Raw genomic sequence first — 18,731 nt, 5'->3', positions numbered from 1 at the left:
GGTCTTTCCCTCGATGATTCCGGTCGTTCGCCACCCGGCGCCACCCCACCAGCCGATCCACACGCGCGCCCGCGCGCCGAACGCGGCCGAGCTGGAAGACATTCCCTGGCTGCACGCGCTCGACGCGGCCGAGCGCAAGGTGGCGGTGGCTGACCTGAAGGTCGTGAGCATCGCCACCGGCGAAGTGTTGTGCCGTTTCGGGCGGCCGGCGACCTACTGGTTCGGCGTGATCGAAGGCTTGCTCAAGATGAGCAACGACACGGCGCTGGGCGTGCCCATCACCTTCACCGGCGTGCCACCCGGCGGCTGGTTCGGCGAAGGCACGGTGATCAAGCGCGAGGTCTACCGCTACAACATCCAGGCGCTGCGCAAGAGCATGGTGGCGGGGTTGGGCGTGGACACCTTTCACTGGCTGCTCGACCGCAGCATCCCCTTCAACCGTTTCATCACCCAGCAGTTGAACGAGCGGCTCGGCCAGTTCATCGCCGCGCGCGAGATCGACCGCATGAGCGATGCCGATGCGCGCGTGGCGCGCAGCCTGGCCGCGCTGTTCCACCCGGTGCTTTACCCCGGCGTCGGCGGGCTGCTGCGCATCACGCAGCAGGAGCTGGGCTACCTCATCGGGCTCTCACGCCAGCGTGTCAACGAAGCGCTGAACGCGTTGCAGGAACACGGCCTGATCGGCATCGAGTACGGCGGTGTGCGCGTGCTCGACCTGGAAGGCCTGCGGCGGCACGTGCAGCGCGGCTGATTCACTTCTCGCGGTTGCTGACCCCCGACGCCACGTGCCCCGAAGGCACGTGTTCCGACGCCGCCGTCACGTGCCCGGTCTGGTCGTCGAAGAAGAAGTCGGGCTCGAACTCGCGCAGGAATTCGCCCTTCGGCAGGCCGCCGAGGAACATCGCTTCGTCGACCTCGATGTTCCAGTCCATCAGCGTGCGGATCGCGCGCTCGTGCGCCGGTGCGCTGCGTGCGGTGACGAGCGCGGTGCGGATGCGCATGCCCGGCGCCGGGTCGTGCTGCAGGCGCTGCAAGGCGAGCAGCAGCGGCTTGAACGGCCCGGCCGCCAGCGGCGTGCCGGCCTGGTCGCGCTCGTGGGCCTGAAAGGCGTCGAGCCCGGCGCGCTGGAACACCCGCTCGGCTTCGTCTGAAAACAAGACCGCGTCACCGTCGAAGGCGATGCGCACCTGGTCGGGGTGGGCGCTCGACGCGCGCGCCGAGTGCGGGTACACACGCGCGGCCGGCACGCCGGCACCGAGGGCCGAACGCACGTCGGCCTCGTTGGTCGAGAGGAACAGGTGCGCGTTCAGCGGCTTCAGATAGCGCCACGGCGATTCGCCGCGCGTGAACACACCACGCTGGATCGGCAACCCGTAGTGCTGCGCCGAGCGGAACACGCGCATGCCCGAAACCGGGTCGTTGCGCGACAGGATCACCACCTCGACGCGCGCCGCGTCGGTGTTGAACGCGAGCAGCTTGTTGACGAGCGAAAACGCCACGCCCGGCTTGGCGGCGTTGTCGAGCCGGTCGAGCTGCAGTTGCATGTAGGCGCGGTCGTCGGTCGCTTCGAAGTGCTGGTTCTCTTCTTCGAAGTCGAACAGCGCACGCGAAGAAATGGCAACGACGAGCTGGCCGTCCAGGGTGATGGGCATGGCGCCGATGATACGAGCCGGGCCGGGCACGGCCACAATGGGCAGGCGGCTCCTTCGGCTGCTTGCACGGATCACGCCGCTCGCCATGCAGCCTTTCGACACGCTCACGCTGGACACGCCGCGCCTGCACCTGCGCCCGCTGCGCGCATCAGACGCCGAAGCGCTATTCCGCATGCACGCCGACCCGCAGGTCATGCGCTTCTGGAGCACGCCGCCCTGGGCCTGCATCGAGCAGGCCGAAGCGATGATCGAGACCGACCGCGAGGCCCTGCCCGCCGGCCGCCACCTGCGCCTGGCACTCACGCTGCGTGATGGCGGCGACGTGCTCGTCGGCACCGGCTCGCTGTTCAACTTCCTCGAAACAAGCCGGCGCGGCGAGATCGGCTACGTGCTGGCCCGCGAGGTCTGGGGCCGCGGGCTGATGCACGAGGCGCTCACGGCGCTCGTGAGCTTCGCGTTCGGCACCCTGAACCTGAACCGGCTCGAGGCCGACATCGACCCGCGCAACAACGCGTCGGCAAAGAGCCTGGCGCGCCTGGGCTTCGTGCAGGAAGGCTTTCTGCGCGAACGATGGATCGTGGGCGACGAGGTGTCGGACACGGCGCTGTTCGGGCTGCTGCGCAGCGAGTGGCAGGCTGCTGCGCCGGCGGCCCGGGTCTCGCGCTACTGAACGAAGCCCATCGCCCCGCGCTTGCCGCGTGCATCGGGCAGGTCGCGCACCTCGACGCGCGCACGCCGGTCGAGCTTGGCGTTGCCGAAGGCGGTCATCCAGGCCCGGCGCATTTCGCGCGGGGCCATTTCGCTCATGGCGTCGAGCACGTCGGCGTGCGGTTCGGTCTCGAAACGTTCGCCCCAGCCGTGGTCGGCGCGGATGGCGCGGTACAGCTTGCCGGCGATGTGGCGCGCCGCGTCGCGGTCGGGGGCGTGAACCTCGTACACGTTCATGCGGTTGAGGATCGGGTCGGGAATGGCGCGGCCGTCGTTGGCGGTGGCAACCCAGATCACCTGGCTCGCGTCGATCGGCACCTCGGCGAACTCGTCGGTGAAGCTGCCGGCGGTGTCATGTTCGAGCAGGCTGTAGAGCGCGCCGAGCGGGTCGTAGGCGTGCTCGCCGCCGGCCTTGTCGATCTCGTCGACCACCATCACCGGGTTGGCGTACTGCCCGTCGACGAGGGTCTCGAACACCTTGCCGGGGCGCGCGCCTTTCCATTGGCTCGACGCGCCCGAGAGCACCCAGCCGGCGGTCATCGAGCTCATTGAGAGAAAGCCCATGCCGGTGCCGAGCAGCACCGAGAGTTCGCGCGCGAAGTGGGTCTTGCCCACGCCGGGCGGGCCGAGCAGGAGCAGCGGCGTGATCTCGAGTGCGTCGCGGCTGTCTTCGCAGAGTGCGAGTTGGCGCTTGATGTCGTCGAGCACTTCGGCGAAGTTCGGCAACTCGTCGTAGAGGTGGTCCATCACCGGCAGGCCCGAGGGCTTGACCTGGAAACGCTCGGGGCCTTTTTCGAGCATGCGCTCGTAGGTGGAACGCAGGCTCTCGTGTTCTTTCTGCGGCAGCTTGTCGAGCTTGCGTCCGACCTCGTCGACGCGGTACAGGCTGCGCATGCGGGCGATCGGTATGCCGGCGCCCTGGCTGCCCGGGGTTCGGGCCGACACGGTCACAAGATCGTTCGAAGCGGTCATGGAATGAGCCTCCACCAACAGTGCGCTGCAAGCATTCAAGCACGTTTTGCCGCCGACCATCGCGTGATCAGCGCGGCAAACCTGACGCTAATGCGTCAAGGGCGGTGCGTGCAGGTTGTGTGCCAGGTCTGCGCGTCAGACCACGGCTGCGGCGACGGGCTGCGCCGGCACCGCGGGTGGCGCGGTCGCACCGACCCGGTTCTTGCCGCCCCTCTTGGCTTCGTACATGGCCGCGTCGGCCCGGGCCAGCAGGCCGTCGAACGTACGCAGCTCGCTCGCGCGCAGGGCCACACCGACGCTGACGGTGGGTTGCACCGCGGCGCCGGCGTCGGTGACGACGTAACTCTCGGCCACGCTGCTGCGCACCCGTTCGGCAATCAGCAGCGCTTGCGGCAGGTCGGTGGCGGGCAACAAGGCCACGAACTCTTCGCCGCCGTAGCGGGCCAGCAGGTCGGCATCACGAAGGCTCGCCTTGCAGGCCCGCGCCACTTCGATCAACACGCGGTCGCCGGCGGCGTGGCCATGGGCGTCGTTGATGGCCTTGAAGTTGTCGACGTCGAGCAGCAGCACGCACACCGGCTCCTCGGCGAGCAGTGCATGGGCGAAGCGGCGCTCGCCCACGACGAAGAAATGGCGCCGGTTGAAAGCGCCGGTGAGCGGGTCGGTGACCGCCAGCCACTCGGCAGCGCGGCGGGCACGCTCGGCGTCCTGCAGCAGCGAGACCACGAGCCAGGTGACCGGCGGCGCGATCAGTGCCGGAATGCCGGCGCTCATCAGCAGCGAAACCCAGAGTTCGTGCGAAGAGCGGTGGATCAGCAGGTTGATCACGAGCGACATGGCCAGCGACGCCAGGATGCCGATCACGGTGACCACCGCGCAGGCCCGCCAGCGCCCGAAGCGCAACACCATCGCGCGCAGAAAGCGCTTGTGAACGCTGCGGTCGGCGGTCGGGTCGTGCTCGACCCAGGAGTCGACCGCCCCGGTGTCGGCCCATTCCCGGTCGGCCTGCTCGAGCAGCGCCATCACTTCACCCAGGTGTTCAGCTGGATGATCGGCAACAGCACGGCGAGCACGATCAGCATCACCACCAGGCCCATCGCCACGATCAGCAGCGGCTCGAGGATGGTGGCCATCTGCATGGCGCGGCGCTGTACTTCCATGCCAAGCTGGCGCGCAGCGCGGTCGAGCATCTGCGGCAGCTGGCCGGTCTGTTCGCCCAGGCGCGAGAACATCGCGAGCAGCCCCGGGAAACGCTTCTTGCCGGCCAGGGCCGACGCCAGCGGCGCACCTTCGCGCACCTGCACCAGCGCGTCCATCGCGTCGGCACGCATCGCGCGGTTCGAGAGCGTTTCTGCCGCGGCCTGCAAGGCCTTCAGGATCGGCACGCCCGCGCTCGCGAGCATGGCCAGCGTGCCGGCAAAACGCGCCGCGTTGTACCCGCGTGAAAGTTTGCCGATCAGCGGCAACGTGAGCCAGCCGGCGTCGAAGCGTTCGCGGAAGGCCTCGTTGCGCAGCATCCATGTCAGCAAACCGAAGCCGGCCGCCAGCAGCAGCACGACGAGCCAGCCCCAGCTGCGCAGGAAGCCGCTGATCGAGAGCATGGCGATCGTCAGCATCGGCAGCGCGCGCTTCGAGTTGGTGAACACCGAAGCCACCTGCGGCACGACGTAGGTCACGAGAAAGATCACGATCACCACCGCGATCAGCGACACGATGGCGGGGTAGAGCGTGGCGCCGATCAGCTTGGCTTTGAGCTCCTGGCGTGCTTCCAGGTCGTCGGCCAGGCGTTCGAGCACACCGCCGAGCGCACCACTCTGCTCGCCGGCCGCCACCACGCCGCGGTAGACCTCGTCGAACTCGCGCGGCGCGCTGCCCAGAGCGCGTGCGAACGGCGCGCCGCCATTGACTTCGCTGCGCAGGTGCGCCACCAGTTCACGCTGGCGCGGGTCTTCGGCTTCGTCGCTCAGCGCCGTGAGCGCTCGTTCGAGCGGTAGGCCCGAGCCGACCAGGCCGGCGAGCTGGCGCGTCCAGACCGTCAGGCCGGTGGCGTTGAAAACGCGGCGGCTGAGCCGCAGGCCTTCGCCCTGGGTGCCGGCCGAAGCCACCTGCGTGACGTTGAGCGGTACGAGCGCCTGCGCACGCAACTGGGCGCGCGCGGCCTTGGCGTTCTCGGCGTCGAGCAGCCCTGTGGTGGACTTGCCACTCGCATCCAGCGCTTCGAATTTGTAGGCGGGCATGCAGGTCTACTCCCGCGTGACCCGCATCACCTCTTCGGCCGACGTGACGCCTTCGGCCACCAGCCGTTCGCCGTCTTCGCGCATCGAGCGCAGGCCGCCTTCTTCGGCGGCCACGAAGAGCTGCGATTCCGATGCCCGGCTGTGGATCAGCGCACGCACCTTGTCGTCGACGGCCATCAGCTCGTAGACGCCGGTGCGTCCCTTGTAGCCGGTGCTGCCGCATTGCGCGCAGCCCACCGGGTGGTAGCGGCCCTGGGCGTCGGCGCGCTTGCAGTGCACGCAAAGCTTTCGCACCAGGCGCTGCGCCAGCACGCCGATCAGGCTCGACGAGAGCAGGAAAGGCTCGACACCCATGTCGATCATGCGGGTCACGGTGCTCGGCGCGTCGTTGGTGTGCACTGTGGCCAGCACCAGGTGGCCGGTCAGCGAGGCCTGGATCGCGATCTGCGCCGTTTCGTAATCGCGGATCTCGCCGATCATGATGACGTCGGGGTCTTGCCGCAGGATCGCGCGCAGCGCTTTCGCGAACGTGAGGTCGATCTTCGGGTTCACCTGCGTCTGGCCGATGCCGGCGAGTTCGTACTCGACCGGGTCTTCGACAGTCAGGATGTTCGTGCCGGCGGTGTCGACGCGGCCGAGCGAGGCGTAGAGCGTGGTCGTCTTGCCCGAGCCGGTGGGCCCGGTCACGAGCACGATGCCGTGCGGCTGCTGCACCAGCTTGTCGAACTTGGTGAGCACGTCGCCGCTCATGCCGAGCGCTTCGAGCGTGAACTTCGATTCACCCTTGTCGAGCAGCCGCAGCACGGCGCGTTCGCCGTGCGCCGAAGGCAGCGTGGACACACGCACGTCGACCGCGCGGCCGCCGATGCGCAGCGAGATGCGGCCGTCTTGCGGCAGGCGGCGCTCGGCGATGTCGAGCTCGGCCATGATCTTCAGGCGCGAGATCAAGGCCGCGTGCAGCGCCTTGTTGGGCTGCACCACCTCGCGCAGCGTGCCGTCGACGCGAAAGCGCACCGCGCTGCTGCGTTCGTAGGGCTCGATGTGGATGTCGGAGGCGCCATCTTTCGCGGCCTGCGTGAGCAAGGCGTTGAGCATGCGGATGATCGGCGCGTCGTTGCTCGCTTCGAGCAGGTCTTCGATCGCCGGCAGCTCCTGCATCATGCGCGAGAGATCGACCGCGCTCTCGACTTCGCCGATCACCGTGGCCGCGCTCGATTCGCTGCCCGCATAGGCGACCGCGATGCGGTTGACGAGCGACGACGAAGGCTCGCGCTCGAGCGCGTCGACGTCGTACAGGCGCAGCACTTCGCTCAGCGCCGGCAGCGACACCGTTTCGGGTGCCCACAGCACGAGCCGCTCGCCGTCATCTTCGAGCAGGACGGTGTGCGCCTTGGCATAGGCGTAGGGCAGGGGGTGGCGCGCGCCCATGGTCCGCGGCGTCTCAGTTGGAAGAGAGCGGCGCGGCCGCCGCTCCCGAGGCCGGCGCCGCAGGCACCGACGGCACCAGCGCCGGCGACGGTGGCGGGGTGTCGCCGAGCGGGCGGGGCACGCCGGTCGGCCCGGTGGCACCGGGCACGATGGGCGGCAGCAGCGGCGCGTCGTTGATCCGCAGGATCTCGCTGCGGGGCGGCTGGGCATTCAGCTGCTCGCCGCGGATGTAGTCGTAGCGGTCAAGCGAGAGCTTGTTGGACGAGGCCTGATCACGCAGCACGACCGGCCGCAGGAACACCATCAGGTTGGTCTTCTTGCGCTCGCGGCTCTCGCTGCGGAACAGCGCACCGATGAACGGGATGTCACCGAGCAGCGGCACCTTCGAGCGAGTGGTGTTGTAGGTGTCTTCGATCAGGCCACCCAGCACGATGATCTGGCCGTCATCGACGACGATCGTCGATTCGATGGAGCGCTTGTTGGTGGTCGGGCCGGCGTTGTCGGTGCCCACGGCGGTGGTGGTGGCCACCGATGACGATTCCTGGAAGATCGTCATGCGCACGGTGCCGTTCTCGCCGATCTGCGGCTTGATGCGCAGCGTGGTGCCGACGTCCTTGCGTTCGATGGTCTGGAACGGGCTGGTCGTGGCGGTGCCGGTGTTCGTGAACTGGCCGGTGATGAAAGGCACATTCTGGCCGACGACGATCTTGGCTTCTTCGTTGTCGAGCGTGACGAGGTTCGGTGTGGAAAGGATGTTGGTGCCGGTGGTGTTGTCGAGTGCGCGGGCCAGTGCGCCAAGGGTGTAGAGGTCGCCGAACTTGCGCGCCAGGCCGATGTTGAAGCCCGCACTCGGCAGCGCCGCGGCCGCCAGGCCCACCGTGCCTTGCACCAGGGCCTTGCTGGCCCCCAGGATGTTGTTGGTGCCACTGCCGAAATTGGTGCCGGCGCCGACGATGTTGCTGTCGCCCTTGTTGCCGATGATGCCCTGCCACTGGATGCCGAAGTCAACGCTCTGGCTCGGGTCGACCTCGACGATCAGCGACTCGATGTAGACCTGCGCGCGGCGCGAATCGAGCTGGTCGATCACGGCACGCAACTGGCGGTAGAACGGCTCGGGGGCCGAGATGATCAATGAATTGGTCGACGGGTCGGCCTGTACAAAGCCCCCGGTCGAAGGCCCCGCCGACGCCACGACCGGCGCGGTGGCCTGAGGTGACGCGCCAGCCGCGTTGCCCGTGGCTGCAGTCGCCAGCGTCGGGGCTGGGGACGACGTCGAGGCGCCACCGCTGGCACCACCACCACCCGCGCTCGGGTAGGCGGCCCGCAGCACAGTGGCGAGCTTCACCGCGTCGGCGTTCTTCAGGTACACGACCCAGACGTTGCCGGTGCCCTGGGTCGGTTGGTCGAGCTTGGCGACCAGCGAGCGGATCGACGCCATGCGCGCCGGGTTCGGTGCGCGCACGAGCAGCGAATTGCTGCGTGGCTCGACCATCACCGAGGCATTGGCTCCGCCCGCTGCCGCGCCCGGAACAGCCACTGTTCCACCGGCGCTGTCGGTCAGGCGCTGCACCAGCGCGGCCACGTCGGCGGCCACGGCGTACTTGAGCGGGATCACTTCCACGTCGCCGGCGGCCGGCGTGTCCATCGCCGCGATGATCTTGCCGATGCGCTGCAGGTTGTCGGCGTAGTCGGTGATGACGAGCGAGTTGTTGCCCGGGTTGGCGTTGATGGTGTTGTTCGGGCTGATCAGCGGGCGCAGCACCGGCACCAGGTTGTTGGCGTTCTCGTGCGCGAGCTTGAAGATCTGCGTGATGACCTGGTCACCGCGGCGCGAGGTGTTCTCGCCGATCGACACGGTGCCGGTCTGCAGCTTGGCGTCGGCTTCGGGCACGACCTTGAACAGGCCGCCGACCTCGACCACCGTGAAGCCCAGCCCGCGCAGGGCCGCCAGAAAGTTCAGGTAAGCCTCGCGCGGCGAGAGCGGCTCGTCGCTGTAGAGCGTCATCGTGCCCTTGACGCGCGGGTCGACGACGAACTGCTGCTTCAGGATCGCCGACATGGCACGCGCCACGCCTTCGATCTCGGCGTTGACGAAGTTCAGCGTGACCGGCTCGCCGCCGCGGAATTTGGTGCTGGTGGGTGAGGTCTGCGCCATGACGATCGGTGCGGGAAGCAACGAGGCACACAGCACGGCAGCGGCCAGCGCGGCCGGCAGCGTTCGCCCGCGGGGTTGAAGGGTGACGCTTGCTTTCATGCTTATCCGATCGTGATGACGGACTTGGCGCCGTCGCGCCGCCCGATGATATTCAGCAGGTTCGACAGCGCCGCTTCGTTGGTCGCGGCCGCGCTGGCCTCGCCCCGGAAGCGCACACCGCCCGGGCCCCAGGTGCCCTGGCCGCTGAGCTGCAGGGCACCTTCCTGCGTGCTGAGAGAAAGTTGCGACGTGCCGGGCGTGGCCGGGTCGCCCGTGAGCGTGAGCTTGTAGCTGCCCAGCGTTTCGAGCGTGGTCAGACGCGACGAGACGCTCACCAGTTCCATGTCGGCCCGGCCTTCGACGACCCAGCGGCCCTGTGCCGATTCGAACTTGAGTGCCGGCGAAACCAGCCGCACCACGCCGCCGAGCTGCAAGGTGTTCCAGGGTGTGCCCAGGCCGCCGAGGAACGCGCTCGGCCACTGGCCGACCCAGCCGGGTGGCGGCACCAGCGTCACGCCGAGCGTGCCGAAGCCGGGGCGCACCAGCAGCGTCACCGTGCCGTTCAGGCAGCAGGCGTGGCGGGCGTTCAGCGCCAGGCCCAGGCCTTTCAGGCCGAGTGTCCATTCGATGCGGCCCGGCAAGGAGCTGGCGTCGCGGCTGCCGGGGCCGCCGGTCAGCACGGCGACTGCACTGCCCGACCAGACCGTGCCCCGCGCGTCGGCCAGCAGCACACGCTGGCCGGTGGCCGAAGCGACGGCGCTGGCCAGCCACGCAGCCGGCGCGAACACGATCAACGCCGCCAGCACGCCGAAGACGATGCCGAAGAAAGCCCAGCGGGTGCTGGCGCTGCGCGACTTGTCCCACGACATCTCGGCGTAGGTGGAGTCTCCCCAGCCCGTGGCCGCGACCGTCGGGCTCCAGAAGCGGCCTTTGCGTTTGCGCCGGATCATGGTGCCACCCCGAGCGTGACAGTGATGCTGCCGGTGAAGCCCGTCGAGCCGCGCTGCAGCGTGGCTTCGACTGGCCGCGCCCGGGCACCGCTGCGTGCCTCGTTGAGCCAGGCACGCAACGCTTCGGGGCTCACGCCGCTGAGCGACAAGGTCGCGCGATCGCCTTGCAGATTGAGCTTGGCCTTGTCGCCGAGGCGCTCTGTCGCGGCTTTCAACGCCGAACCACCTTGCGTCTGCGAGACCGGCGCCACCGCACGCAGCACCCGGCTCTCGGCGGCGATGCGTTGCATCTGCTGCAGTTCGCCGTCGAGTTGGTCGAGCACGGCCGGTGCGGCGCGGATGCTGCGCCACGCCGGCTGGATGAAGAGGCTCCAGACCAGCAGCGCACCGAGCACGGCCATCACGAGAATGACGGCGCGGCGTTCGCGCGTGGTGCGCGCCAGCCACCACTTGCCGGCCTCGGTGCGCAGGCTCGCGAGGGCGGGCGGCAGCGTGAGGCCGCGCGTGCTCACGAGGGTGCTCCTGCGCGGGCGCGTGTCAGCGTGAGACGCCCCTCGCTGGCGTCGACCTGCCAGCCGCCCGGGCGCAGCACGCTGCGGAACTGTTCGATCTGCGCGTCGTTCCAGCCGCCCGCCGACACGGTGAGCTTGCCCGGCTCGAAGCGCAGGCTGTCGGTGGCCGGGCGTTCGGCCGGCCAGGCCGACGACGCGGCCTGCAGCATGGCTTCGAGGTCACTGTCGCCGGGCCGGCCGGCGAGCGCGCGCAGGTTGGTGGTTTCGCGTTGCATCACGGCGGCGGCGTCACGTTGTATGTCGAGTTCGCTGACTTTCGGGAACGTGCTCTTCACGAGGCCCTGCATCGCCACGCGCTTGGCGGCGATGGCGTTCTGCTGGTGCCAGGCCCACAGGTTCAGGCCGACGATCTGCGCCAGCGCCAGCGCCCCGAGGCCGAGGCGCACGGGCCGCCATTCGGGGCTGAAGAGCTTGCGCAGCGAATCGCGTGCGGCGCGCGCACCGCGGGTGCGGCGGGCCAGATCGAACTGGCGCAGGTTCCAGAGCGTGCGTGCCGACTGCAGCATGCGGTGGCCGGGCGGGAACACGTTGACGGAGGTTCCGAGCCACTGCTCGGCCGCGGCGGCGGCGCCGGGCGTCGCGCTCCAGCGGGTGCCTTGCGGTGCCGGTGAAGGCACGATCGAGCGCGCCAGGCCACCCTGCAGCCGCACGCTGGCGACGCCGTCGGCATGGGCCCAATTCAACGCCACGCCTTCGGTGGACTCGCCTTCTTCGGCATGCAGCTCGGCGAAGTGGCCGATCGGCGGGTCGTCGGGCCAGGCCATCGGCACGATGCGGTCGACGAACACGTCGGCCTTCTCGAGCGCTGCGATCTCGGCCTTCAACCATTGGTGCGAGACGGCCGCCACCCAGGTCGGCTGGCCGGCGCTCGACTGCGGGGCGACCGCGAGGTGAACATCGGCCGGGTCTTCGAGCAGCGCTTCTTCGAGCACGCCCGTGAGCGCAGCGCGCAGGCGCGCGGCCGGCGCCTTGGGCAGCGTGATGCGGTGCCAGCTCACGTCGGTGTCGGAGAGCACGGCGATCACCGTCGCGGCCTTGGGCAGCAACGATGCGGCGCACTGGCCTTGCGACTGCAATGCCACCCCGTCGGGGCTGGTCACGTAGACGTATTCGGTGCCGAGGCTCGAGGCTTCGGGCTCCTGGCTGCCCGGGCTGCGCGAGCGCAGCCGCCGGCGCTGAGGGATGTGGACAACAAGAGTCGACATGGATGGCGGAGAGCTGGGCTGGCGGCATTGTAGGCATGGGGCCTGTACAAGCCGTAACGAAATCAGGCACTGGCGACACGTGGTCGCGGGGGCTCGCGATCCCTCAGTTGGCGGGCGGCGTGTCTTCGCGGCTGGCAACGCGCTCGCGCCGCAGCACGTCGACCTGGCGACCCTGCACCCGTTGCACCAGCGAGCTTTCTTCGAGCACCCGGTCGCTCAGGCGCAAACGGCCACGCACCTCGAAATAGGCGGAATTGACCGAAAGCCTGGGCTGGGGCGTCGTCGCTCCGGCCTGCGGCGCGAGTGACGGCACCTGGGCCCAGAACCTCGTCAGGTCTTCGAAGGGGTTGCGCTGGCGCAGCTGCAACAGGCGCTCGGCGGTGGCGTGGTCGTTGCCCGGGATCACGGCCACCAGCACCTCGGCGCTGGCGGTGTTGACGTTGACCGGCGTGGCCACCGGCAGGATCACGATGTAGGGCGCGAGCATCTCGAGCGACGCGGCATCGATGCCGAGCCAGGCGAGTTGCGCCACCGATTCCGGCAACAGCGGCGCGTTGGCGGTGCCGCTGCCCGCGGGCGCCAGCGCGTCGCGCAGGCCACTGGCGACGAGCGTGGCCACGCTCGCGTCGACCCCGATGTTCTGGCACAGGCGCTCGAACGCGGCGAACTCGAACGGGTCGACGATGCCCTTGGTGCGGTCGACCAGATTGGTGACGTTGTAGCGCGCTTGCGCGTCGGTGATGCTGCCCGACAGGAAGGCCTCGGGCCCGTCGTCGGTGTTGTTGGCATCGGCCGCGAGGAAGGTCGACAAGCGCGCCTCGGCGAGCGGCACGGCCCAGGGCTCGCCAAGGTGGTCGACCTGGCCGCGCGCGTCTTCGCGCAGGATCAGGCGTGCCCAGTCCAGCGCGCCGGAGAGGATCCACGCCGACTGGGCGCGCGCTCGCTCGGCCACTTCGACCTGCACCGCTCGCCACTGTTGCCAGACCATCGACGATGCGAGCGTGACGATCAGCACCACGATGATCATGGCGGTGAGGAGCGCCGCGCCACGCTGCTGCTTCGGGCTGCGTTTCATGGCCCGAGCACCGTGTCGCGCGTGAGCTCGCCGCTGGTGCCGCTGCCTTCGGCAAAGCTCAGCACGATGCGAACACCCCGGGGCAGGGCCTGGCGCACGAGCACGCCGCTGGCCGCGCTCGCTGACGGCGCGACCACCGCGACATTGCCGGTCGACTGGCAGTTGCTCCAGGCATTGCCCTGGTAGAAGTAGACCTGCCACTGCGACAGACCGGTCAGCGTGCGCACCGAGCCGGGTTCGTCGCCCTGCAACTGCAGGCTGCGCATCCAGCTGTCTTGCAGCGCGCCGGTGGTGGTGACGGGCGGGCCGGCCCAGCGCTGCCAGGTGGCACCCGAGGCGGTGTTGCCCGGCCGCAATGACCACGCGACGACCTGCAGCCCGGTCGGCGTGCGGCGGGTCATGCGCACGCTGGCGCCGTCGCAGCTCAGCGCCAGCGGCACCACGGCGGTGTCCTGGATCGACGCCAGGTCTTGTTGCCACTGCGCGATCACGGTGTTCAAGCGCAGCGTCTGCTCGAGCCGCGCCTGGCTCGAGTCGCGCGCCCGCACGATGCCGTCGACGCCCTGCCAGGCCATGCCGGCCATGATGGCCATCACCATCATCGCCACCAGCACTTCGACGAGTGTGAAGCCGGCCACCCGGGCGCGTGGGTGCCGCGTCACTTTCTGAGCACCGTCGAGAGGTTGAGGATCGGCAGGCCGGCAGCGTCGGCGACCTGCGCGTCGACGCGGATGAACAGCGGGTTGGGCGTGGGCCGCGCGACCAGCTTCACGTTGTAGTTCAGGCCGAGCTGGGTGCAGGTGAAATCGGAATCGCCGATCGGCGGCGTGAGCCCCGACAGGCGCAACCCGGTGAGCTGGTTGTCGGCGCACCATTGGGCAGCGGTCACGTCGCCCAGACGCTGGGTGTTGCCGGTGAGCGCGCCGGCCGCCTTGATGCCGGCGCCGAGCGTGATCGCGACGATGGTCAGCGCGACCAGCACCTCGATCAGCGTGAAGCCGCGGGCGTGTCGGGTTGGGCTCATGGCCGGACGACCGTCTCCGGCTCGGCCCCGACGGCAAAGGGCCCGAGGCCGTCGGTCTGGAGCGTGAGGCGCTGGTCGTCGAGGCGCAGCACGATGGTCTGCGCGCCGATCAGCGGCTCGGGCCCGAGCACGAGTGCACGCGCGCCGACCACTTCGGCGCTCACGCCCGGGTTGAGCCAGTGGCTGGGCAATTCGCTGGAAGAGGGCAGGCCGATGAAGCGGAAGCCTTCGGCACCCACTTGCTGCGGCCGCGGCTCCCAGCTGGCGGGCAGGCCGGAAGCGCGGGCTTCAGTGCGTGCCGCTTCGAGCAACGCGACGAGGCGCGCGCCCTCGTGGTCGAGCCGGGTCGAGGCCGGGTCGCGCAGCGCGAGGCTGACGACCGCGCTGGCGATCGCGATCAGCGCCACGACGACCATCAACTCGATCAGCGTGAAGCCGCGCTCCGCGGCGCGGCTTGCGCGGATCAGGAAGGGCCGTCTATTGCCAGGAGCCGATGTCGGCATTCTTGCCTTCGCCGCCGACCACGCCGTCGGCGCCGAAGCTGTAGACGTCAACCTCGCCCTTCAGGCCCGGGCTGGCGTACTGGTAGGGCTGGTTCCAGGGGTCTTTGGGCAGCTTGTCGAGGTAGGGCTTCCAGTTGCTCGGAATGTTGCCGGTGGTCGGTTTGGCGACCAGCGCCTGCAGACCCTGCTCGCTGCTCGGGAACCGCTGGTTGTCGAGCTTGTAGAGCTTGAGCGCCTGCATCAGGTTGTTGACGTCGGTGCGGGCGGCCGTCACCCGGGCATCGTCGGCGCGGTCGAGCACGTTGGGCACGATCAGCGCGGCCAGCACGCCGATGATGACGAGCACGACCATCAGTTCGATCAGGGTGAAACCGCGCGCCAGTCGCGGAAGGCGGCGCGTCGCGCGGACCGCCGGTGCAGGGGAGTGGATGGTGCTCAGGCTCATGAGGTGTTCCTGCCCGGAACAGCGGGCTGGAGTGGCAGACCCGTTGAATGATAATCGGCCATGCTCGCACGACTGTCAGCCTTCGTTATCTGGGCCCTGGTGGCTGCCACGGCGGTCTTCTGGGGTCTGCGCCTGTGGGCCCGGCCCGCCGAGGCGCCGCAGTACACGGTGCCGGTCGGTGACGTGGCGGTCGCGCGTGGCGACTTGAGCCGGCTGCTCGGCGCCACACCGGCCGCGGCTGCCGCTGTGGTGGCGGTGCCCGAGATCGCGTCGCGCTTTCGTCTGCTCGGCATCATGGCGCCCAAGGCCACGGCGGCTTCTGCGCAGCCCGGGCAGGGGGTGGCCCTGATCGCGGTCGATGGCAAACCCCCCAAGGCCTTCGTGGTCGGTTCGTCGCTCGACACCAACCTGGTGCTGCAGTCGGTGAGCCTGCGCACGGCGGCGATCGGCCCGTCACAAGGCGCCGCGGCGGTCACGCTCGAACTGCCGCCCCTGGCCGCTGCCGCGACCGGCACGCTGCCGGCGCCGGGCTTGAGCGGTGGCAGTGGTGGCGCGCCGCGCAACCCGGCTGCCCAACCCTACACGCCCCCTGCGGCTGTGCCTGCGCCTCCGCCGATCGTGCCGCAGCCCGTGGGGCAGACACGGCAAGGCATGGTGCCGTCATTCCCACCGCCGGGTGGCATGCCCGCCGGTGCCATGCCCTTGCAGCCGGCCGGGTCGGCCTCGACGCCGCGCGACCCGAACCCGCCAACGGCGACCCAGTAGCGCCGTTCAGCGGTTCACTGCAACGGCGTGGGCTCGGTGACGGGCCCGATCGGCGCCGGCAGCGTGGGGCCGGGCTCTTCGCCTTCAGCCACCTCGGTCAGCAGGGCCGCAGCGCTTCGCACCAGCGGCCAGGCCAGCGTGGAGCCGGTGCCATCGGTGCTTTCGATGCCGAGTTCGAGCAAGGGCGTGACGCCGAACAAGGCATGCGCTGCGTCGAGTCCCTTGTGGCTGTGGCTGCGGCAGTAGACACAGTAGTCCGTGACGGCCGGTGCGATGCGCGTGGCCACCATCAGTGCCGCACATGCCGGCAACCCATCGACGACGATCAGGTGGCGCTTGCTGCCGGCCACCAGCATCAGGCCGACCATCATGGCGATCTCGAAGCCACCGAACGCAGCCAGCACCTCGACCGGGTCGACCGCGTCCTTGTGGCGCGCATGCGCGGCCTGCAGCACCGCCAGCACGTTGGCGAGATCGTCAACCCGCGGCCCGTCGCCGGAGGTCAGGAAGTTGGGGAGCTCGACGCCCGACAAGCGCGAGAGCACGAGCGCAGAACTCTCGTGCGAGCCGACCCCGATGCCAGCGCACGCGACCGCGTTGCCGACCATCGAGTCGGCGATCTCCATGCCGGCCCGGATGGCCGCGTGGGCCTGGTCGACCGACATCGCAAAGGCGACCCGGGAGTTGCGCGTGCCGTGAGCGATCTTTCGGGCCAGCAGGCGCGCATGCGGCGTCACCGATTCGGCCACGCCGCAGTCGACCACCGACAACTCCAGACCCTGGATGCGGGCGAACACCGACACCGGGAGCTGCGAGGTCAGCAGCTGGTTGGCAAGCTGTGCGGTCGAGGGACGGCCGTTGACGCCGATGCCGTCGACCGCGAGGCCATGGTCGGCGGCGAAGATCGCGATCTGTGGTGAGCGGAAGCGTGGCTTCAGGGTGTTCTGGACCAGGCCGAGGCGAACCGCCAGCGGTTCGAGTTCGCCCAGCACGCCGGTGACTTCACCACGCCGCTGCAGCTTGCGGCGCAGCGCCTGTTCGAGCAAGGGGTTCGAGGTGGAGGTGATGAGCGAGCGATTGACCGACATGGGGCAGCAGACCAGTTCGACGCAGACAGCGGGATGAGGCCGATTGTGGGGCTCGCCGCAGCGTCGGCGCAACCGGCGGGCCGCGCCTTGGCGCACCCCGTGCGAAGTTGTGCAGCGCTGACGCGCTGCAACATCGCGTCAGCGCAGGAACAGTCTGTAGACCGGATTGTCGGTCTCGTCTTCGCAGGGGTAGGCCAGCCCTTCCAGGAAGTTGCGGAACGCTTTCTTGTCGGCCTTGGGCACCTGCACACCGACGAGGATGCGCCCGTAGTCGGCGCCCTGGTTGCGGTAGTGGAACAGGCTGATGTTCCAGTCGGGGTGCATGCTCGAGAGAAAGCGCATCAGCGCACCGGGGCGCTCGGGGAAGATGAAGCGGTACAGGCGTTCGTCGTTCGCCAGGCTGCTGCGCCCGCCGACCATGTGGCGCACGTGCTCCTTGGCGAGTTCGTCGTCGGTCAGGTCGAGGGTGGCGAAACCGTGGCGCTCGAAGCTGCGGGCCAGCTTGTCGGTTTCTTCCCGGTTGACCGTGGTGACGCCGACGAACACGTGGGCCTGGTTCGCGTCGGAGATGCGGTAGTTGAATTCCGTGACCGAGCGTGGCCCGAGCAGTTCGCAGAACCGCTTGAAGCTGCCGCGCGCTTCGGGGATGGTCACGGCGAACAGCGCCTCGCGGTGTTCGCCGACCTCGGCCCGCTCGGCCACGAAACGCAGCCGGTCGAAGTTCATGTTGGCGCCGCAGGTGATGGCCACGAAGGTTCGGCCCTTGCAGCGATGCGTCTCGACGTACTGCTTGATCGCGGCCACACCGAGTGCGCCCGAAGGCTCGAGGATGCTGCGGGTGTCCTGGAACACGTCCTTGATCGCGGCGCAGGCGGCGTCGGTGTCGACCACCACATAGTCGTCGACCAGTTCACGGGCCAGCCGGAAGGTCTCTTCGCCGACCAGCTTCACCGCGGTGCCGTCGGCGAAAAGGCCGACGTCGTGCAGGGCGACACGTTTGCCTGCGCGCACCGAGCGCAGCATGGCGTCGGAGTCGACCGTCTGCACGCCGATCACCTTGATCTCGGGGCGCACCGCCTTGATGTAGGCCGCCACGCCCGAGATCAGGCCGCCGCCGCCGATGGCGACGAAGACCGCGTCGATCGGGCCCTGGTGCTGGCGCAGCACTTCCATGGCGATCGTGCCCTGGCCGGCGATCACGTCGGGGTCGTCGAACGGGTGCACGAAGGTCAGGCCGTGTTCGGCCTGCAACTCGAGGGCGCGCCCGTAGGCGTCGGAATAACTGTCGCCGTGCAACACCACCTCGCCACCGTGCGACTTGACGGCGTCGATCTTGACCCGGGGTGTCGTCACCGGCATCACGATCATCGCCTTGCAGGCCATGCGCCGCGCGGCGAGCGCCACGCCCTGGGCGTGGTTGCCGGCCGAAGCGCAGATGACGCCGCGCTCGAGTTGCCCCGCACTGAGATGCGCCATCTTGTTGTAGGCGCCGCGCAACTTGAAGCTGAACACCGGCTGGGTGTCCTCACGCTTGAGCAGCACCTGGTTGCCCAGCCGCTTCGACAGACTGCGGGCAGGTTCGAGCGCGGATTCGATGGCAACGTCGTAGACGCGCGCCGTGAGGATCTTCTGCAGGTAGTCAGCGAGGCTGGGTCGGGCCAGCGCGCGGGCAGCGCGTGGGCTGGTTTTCGGTGCGGCCATGCTTGTCTCCTGCGACCATCGTTTTGCGGCGCCGCATCATACGTTGCGATGCTCTGGCGACCACTTGCGGCGGCCCCAAGAAAAAAGCCCAAGGCATTGCTGCCCTGGGCTGAATCCACCAATGGAGGAGGTGGAGGAGACAATCGGTACGGGAGTGGCGCATCAAGCTGCCGAATCACCGTATGCGAACGAGTGTAGAGCCTTTTATGTTG

19 protein-coding genes are annotated in these 18,731 nt (G+C 69.1%); 3 read left to right on the top strand and 16 right to left on the bottom strand.

Features of this window, described 5'->3' with window-relative positions; translation table 11 throughout:
- Positions 1 to 13 precede the first annotated feature (13 nt).
- Complete coding sequence (locus AC30PD_RS04240) at positions 14 to 751, top strand: Crp/Fnr family transcriptional regulator (protein ID WP_489534391.1); 738 nt, start codon at positions 14 to 16, stop codon at positions 749 to 751.
- Position 752: 1 nt separating this feature from the next.
- On the opposite strand, the gene AC30PD_RS04235 is transcribed toward AC30PD_RS04240, so the two are convergent.
- Positions 753 to 1,652, bottom strand: coding sequence for a 5'-nucleotidase (locus tag AC30PD_RS04235; RefSeq protein ID WP_489534390.1), 900 nt, complete (start codon positions 1,650 to 1,652; stop codon positions 753 to 755).
- An 85-nt stretch (positions 1,653 to 1,737) separates the two neighbouring features.
- On the opposite strand from AC30PD_RS04235, the gene AC30PD_RS04230 reads away from it, so the two are divergent.
- On the top strand, positions 1,738 to 2,322 hold the full coding sequence (locus AC30PD_RS04230) for a GNAT family N-acetyltransferase (protein ID WP_489534389.1): 585 nt from the start codon (positions 1,738 to 1,740) through the stop codon (positions 2,320 to 2,322).
- Here AC30PD_RS04230 and AC30PD_RS04225 read toward each other — a convergent pair.
- The 13 genes from AC30PD_RS04225 to gspG form a co-directional block, all read right to left on the bottom strand.
- A complete protein-coding gene (locus tag AC30PD_RS04225) occupies positions 2,316 to 3,332 on the bottom strand; it encodes an AAA family ATPase (RefSeq protein ID WP_489534388.1) in 1,017 nt (338 codons plus the stop codon). The two genes, AC30PD_RS04230 and AC30PD_RS04225, sit on opposite strands and share 7 nt — an antisense overlap.
- Before the next feature lie 135 nt (positions 3,333 to 3,467).
- Positions 3,468 to 4,355 carry a GGDEF domain-containing protein gene (locus AC30PD_RS04220; RefSeq protein ID WP_489534387.1) on the bottom strand — a complete coding sequence of 296 codons (888 nt, stop codon included), beginning with the start codon at positions 4,353 to 4,355 and terminating at the stop codon, positions 3,468 to 3,470.
- Positions 4,355 to 5,569: a type II secretion system inner membrane protein GspF gene (gspF, locus tag AC30PD_RS04215; protein WP_489534386.1), complete on the bottom strand. Its 1,215-nt coding sequence runs from the start codon at positions 5,567 to 5,569 to the stop codon at positions 4,355 to 4,357. The genes AC30PD_RS04220 and gspF overlap by 1 nt, the downstream gene beginning before the upstream one ends.
- A 6-nt stretch (positions 5,570 to 5,575) precedes the next feature.
- Complete coding sequence (gspE, locus tag AC30PD_RS04210; RefSeq protein WP_489534385.1) at positions 5,576 to 6,997, bottom strand: type II secretion system ATPase GspE; 1,422 nt, start codon at positions 6,995 to 6,997, stop codon at positions 5,576 to 5,578.
- A gap of 13 nt (positions 6,998 to 7,010) precedes the next feature.
- A complete protein-coding gene (gene gspD, locus AC30PD_RS04205) occupies positions 7,011 to 9,251 on the bottom strand; it encodes a type II secretion system secretin GspD (protein ID WP_489534384.1) in 2,241 nt (746 codons plus the stop codon).
- A 2-nt stretch (positions 9,252 to 9,253) separates the two neighbouring features.
- On the bottom strand, positions 9,254 to 10,141 hold the full coding sequence (gspN, locus tag AC30PD_RS04200; RefSeq protein WP_489534383.1) for a type II secretion system protein N: 888 nt from the start codon (positions 10,139 to 10,141) through the stop codon (positions 9,254 to 9,256).
- Positions 10,138 to 10,653, bottom strand: a complete 516-nt coding sequence (locus AC30PD_RS04195; RefSeq protein WP_489534382.1) for a type II secretion system protein M — start codon at positions 10,651 to 10,653, stop codon at positions 10,138 to 10,140. The genes gspN and AC30PD_RS04195 overlap by 4 nt, the downstream gene beginning before the upstream one ends.
- Entirely contained in the window at positions 10,650 to 11,918 is a 1,269-nt protein-coding gene (gene gspL / locus AC30PD_RS04190; RefSeq protein WP_489534381.1) for a type II secretion system protein GspL, read from the bottom strand. The genes AC30PD_RS04195 and gspL overlap by 4 nt, the downstream gene beginning before the upstream one ends.
- Before the next feature lie 103 nt (positions 11,919 to 12,021).
- Positions 12,022 to 12,993 carry a type II secretion system minor pseudopilin GspK gene (gene gspK, locus AC30PD_RS04185; RefSeq protein WP_489534380.1) on the bottom strand — a complete coding sequence of 324 codons (972 nt, stop codon included), beginning with the start codon at positions 12,991 to 12,993 and terminating at the stop codon, positions 12,022 to 12,024.
- Positions 12,990 to 13,655: a PulJ/GspJ family protein gene (locus tag AC30PD_RS04180; protein ID WP_489534379.1), complete on the bottom strand. Its 666-nt coding sequence runs from the start codon at positions 13,653 to 13,655 to the stop codon at positions 12,990 to 12,992. Before AC30PD_RS04180 ends, gspK begins: the two co-directional genes overlap by 4 nt.
- Positions 13,652 to 14,017, bottom strand: coding sequence for a type II secretion system minor pseudopilin GspI (gspI, locus tag AC30PD_RS04175; protein WP_489534378.1), 366 nt, complete (start codon positions 14,015 to 14,017; stop codon positions 13,652 to 13,654). Before gspI ends, AC30PD_RS04180 begins: the two co-directional genes overlap by 4 nt.
- Positions 14,014 to 14,520 carry a pilus assembly FimT family protein gene (locus AC30PD_RS04170; RefSeq protein ID WP_489534377.1) on the bottom strand — a complete coding sequence of 169 codons (507 nt, stop codon included), beginning with the start codon at positions 14,518 to 14,520 and terminating at the stop codon, positions 14,014 to 14,016. The genes gspI and AC30PD_RS04170 overlap by 4 nt, the downstream gene beginning before the upstream one ends.
- Positions 14,495 to 14,965 carry a type II secretion system major pseudopilin GspG gene (gspG, locus tag AC30PD_RS04165; protein WP_489534376.1) on the bottom strand — a complete coding sequence of 157 codons (471 nt, stop codon included), beginning with the start codon at positions 14,963 to 14,965 and terminating at the stop codon, positions 14,495 to 14,497. The genes AC30PD_RS04170 and gspG overlap by 26 nt, the downstream gene beginning before the upstream one ends.
- Positions 14,966 to 15,025: 60 nt before the next feature.
- Between gspG and AC30PD_RS04160 the strand changes: the two genes are divergently transcribed.
- Positions 15,026 to 15,730: a type II secretion system protein N gene (locus AC30PD_RS04160; protein WP_489534375.1), complete on the top strand. Its 705-nt coding sequence runs from the start codon at positions 15,026 to 15,028 to the stop codon at positions 15,728 to 15,730.
- 14 nt (positions 15,731 to 15,744) lie between these two features.
- On the opposite strand, the gene AC30PD_RS04155 is transcribed toward AC30PD_RS04160, so the two are convergent.
- Positions 15,745 to 16,818 (bottom strand): nicotinate-nucleotide--dimethylbenzimidazole phosphoribosyltransferase, encoded by a 1,074-nt coding sequence (locus AC30PD_RS04155; protein ID WP_489534374.1) that lies wholly within the window; start codon positions 16,816 to 16,818, stop codon positions 15,745 to 15,747.
- 138 nt (positions 16,819 to 16,956) lie between these two features.
- Positions 16,957 to 18,519 carry a threonine ammonia-lyase, biosynthetic gene (ilvA, locus tag AC30PD_RS04150; protein WP_489534373.1) on the bottom strand — a complete coding sequence of 521 codons (1,563 nt, stop codon included), beginning with the start codon at positions 18,517 to 18,519 and terminating at the stop codon, positions 16,957 to 16,959.
- Between the last annotated feature and the right edge of the window lie 212 nt (positions 18,520 to 18,731).

Source organism: Rhizobacter sp. (assembly GCF_032229685.1).
Classification (GTDB): Bacteria; Pseudomonadota; Gammaproteobacteria; order Burkholderiales; family Burkholderiaceae_C; genus LMDS01.
The sequence above is the reverse complement of the archived record's forward strand: the minus strand, read 5'-3'. Positions and strand labels throughout refer to the sequence as shown.